3 protein-coding genes are annotated in these 3035 nt (G+C 37.6%); all 3 read right to left on the reverse strand.

Annotated features, from left to right (window positions below):
* Positions 1-901: 901 nt before the first annotated feature.
* The 3 genes from BLW16_RS22780 to BLW16_RS22790 are packed head-to-tail and all read right to left on the reverse strand — an operon-like array spanning position 902 to position 2837.
* Positions 902-1504 (reverse strand): hypothetical protein, encoded by a 603-nt coding sequence (locus BLW16_RS22780; RefSeq protein ID WP_090560186.1) that lies wholly within the window; start codon positions 1502-1504, stop codon positions 902-904.
* Between the two features lie 18 nt (positions 1505-1522).
* Positions 1523-2473: a relaxase/mobilization nuclease domain-containing protein gene (locus BLW16_RS22785; RefSeq protein WP_090560187.1), complete on the reverse strand. Its 951-nt coding sequence runs from the start codon at positions 2471-2473 to the stop codon at positions 1523-1525.
* Complete coding sequence (locus tag BLW16_RS22790) at positions 2463-2837, reverse strand: plasmid mobilization protein (RefSeq protein ID WP_175470692.1); 375 nt, start codon at positions 2835-2837, stop codon at positions 2463-2465. The genes BLW16_RS22785 and BLW16_RS22790 overlap by 11 nt, the downstream gene beginning before the upstream one ends.
* Between the last annotated feature and the right edge of the window lie 198 nt (positions 2838-3035).

Here is a 3035-nt window from a genome sequence, read left to right on the forward strand (position 1 = left end):
CACTGGGATACTTGTCCCCAGAAGAATTTGGTAGAAACTTAAATAAACAAAATATTGCCGCTTAACTAAATGTCAACTTTAATGTTGCAATTCCAAACATCATTTAAATGGTTAGTTCTGTTTGTCGCCATTTTTCACCTCCATATTTAAAAATTCAATAACTAGTTTTGGAAGTTGAGATTTGACTCTCACAGAGGGGCTTAGCACCCAATTTTTCTTTGGAAAATTGTCCATGTCTTTTTTGTTAAGTTAAACATACCTACATCACTTAATATGCAGGTGTTGGTTCAGACAAATGGATATATTTTTATTTACTGGCAGCAATAATTTGAAAAACGAAAACTATTTTTATCTTTGCGCCGTTAATTTAAAAATCCATCGAAAGCTATCCAGCTTTCTTGCCTTGATTGCTAGCTTGCTTGCATCGATCGACCAAAATTTCTGCAAGCCAAACCTTACACTCAACCAAGGTGCCAGTAAAGATTCTGTCAGTCGCCTAAAAAACATGAAACAAGTTACTAATAGAATTGGTGTAATTTTTGTAGAATGGTGGAGAATGTTATTTTTTACTAATTTTTTTAACAAAATAAGGAAATACACCTACATTATTCCCCATTATAAATAGCATAAAATTTTTAAATCTTTTTTGATAAAATTATTTCACCTTTTATTTATACACATTTAATTGTCAGGTATTTCATCTTTTTTGAAACATTTTTATGACAAAACTGGATATTTTGTCAGTTATCAACAATTTGATCTTGTAATGTGATTAAGCACAAATTTTGAGAGGACAAATTTTAGCAAATACATCCACTATCCCCACAAACATTTTCCCGTAAACACCAAAGCGAAACCCTTTTTGGGTTTCGCAGGCCGCAAATGCGGTAGGGATTGAACTTTATTTCCTTTTTCTCTTACTCTTCATTTGATCTTTAGACCGCTTTTTATCCCGTTTATCAATCATCCTTTCATAGTCTTCAGAGGATAAAGTCTTTTGCTCTTCAATCCTTATTTCTGCTTCCCTTATGATCTCTTCTGCATTGGTACTGTAAGCATTATCTACATATTTGGCAACTTTGGGATAAAAAGCCCTGACAATAGAATAGGATGTTGCCTCATGGTAACGTTTCATATAGCCAATCCCAAAGCTGACGGCTAAACCTATTGACACTGCAACAGTTAAAAGCATAATTACAAAACTGGTGACAAAAACTTTTGATTTGATATCAAAGTGGTGATGGTGCTGTACTGGCTCCTGTTTGGGTATAGACTGTATGACTTCAATCAAGACATTAACGGATTCCTTAAAATGTGTTAGACTCTTGTTTATACCTTCACTGGTTTTTTGACTGAATTGAATGATTTTATCGAAATCCTCCTTATAGTCCGGGATTTTCACTTTTGCCTGTTCGGTTATGGCAGTTTGCATTTCCTGCATTTTAGGAATAAAGCTGTCAATTGCCTGTTCCATTGCCTCCATTTTTTCCTCTGCATTTTCCATAATTAATCGATTAATAATTTATCGGCTTATTACCACCTCAGGATACCTGCCTTTTTTCTTCTTTTTCTTTTTTCTCGGAATTGGTGCCCCATAATCAGGAGCAGAGTAAACGGGACTCAGCAACTCTTTTAGTATCGAGACTACCACTGGAGTTTGGTTCCCTTCGTGATCGGGAGTATAAACAGCTCTGTTTTTTTCTCCTTTTTCGTAATGCTTGCCTCTCGATACTTCTTTGTTGATCTGCTGTCCAAGATTTAACCTTGCATCCAATTTGCCGAAACTGAAGGAGCGGTCAATCTCTGAACCTTTAAAGGTCTGTTTATTCAAGCCAAAGGATACCCCCTGTACCTGATCTGTTGTGCATTTGTACTTAAACTGTATAGAGACATTGTCTTTTGCAAGTATCTTTTCAAACTGTTCCCAATTCTTGGCCATAGGGATTGCTTTACTTATCATATCATACAATTGGTACTTAGTTTTATCTGCACCTTTTAGCTGTTCACGGTTTACCTGCGCCTTCCCTGTAGCCAGATGAAAACCCTGACTAACGGTCAATTCCTTACATACCTGCAAATTCCTTTTGTACTGATATTGGTCTGATACGGTTTTACCCTCGTTGTTGACCCTGTTGTAGATAATATGAAGGTGCGGGTGGTTTCGGTCTTTGTGCTGAACGATTAAAACCTGTGTATCTCTAATCTTCATTTTGGCTAAGTACTCCTGCGCGGTGGCAAGCATGATTTCCGGGGTCAGTTTATCTTTGTCTTTTGCACTCCAATTCAAGGAGATATGACCGACCGCATTTCCTAATGCCGGGTTAATTTTCCTCTGCATATTTAAATCGTGCGTCATCGTATCGGTGTTCTCTATCCGTAACCCTTCACCGTATAATACCTGTGCATCCTGTTTCTGTACGACATATCTTACGCACCCACCGAAACTTTTTCCGATCACTACTTTACCTATCATCGCTGCTTAGTTTTTTTAAAGTATCATCAATATCTGAAAGGAGTTCCCGGCATTTACGCTGAACAACTAGAAATCCCTGTTGATGGGCTAACTTAGTTAGCTGGTTTAGATTGTTGGCCATACCTGATAATGTTCTCAATACCTTTAAATCTTCGGTGTTAACCCTCACTAAAACCTTACCTCTCACTGCCGAACGCCTGAACCATTCGCTAATAGTCATCCCCGCTTTTTTTGCTTTTTCACTGATCAAAAAATGCTCGGTTTGTGTCAGCCTGACCCGAATGTCATTTTCCCTTTTCAATGCTTTTACAGGCCGACCGCCTTTAGACTTTTTCAGCCTGTCTTGTTTTTTTACAGTTTCCATTGTTTTCTCTTCCTTTCTTTCTTCACTTTGTGCGACCACCGGGAGCGCTAAGCAAGTTCTTTCCGGGTCTTCTCCCGGAAAGGTTTTTGTGTAACAAAAACACAAACTCATACTTTAGCAGAGTAATACCAAAGATGAATTGATGAGTACCGAACACAAACATGCAGCACGTTTATATGTATGCAAAGCAAGATTGTA

Origin of the sequence: Pedobacter hartonius, from assembly GCF_900107535.1 — a bacterium.
GTDB lineage: Bacteria > Bacteroidota > Bacteroidia > Sphingobacteriales > Sphingobacteriaceae > Pedobacter > Pedobacter hartonius.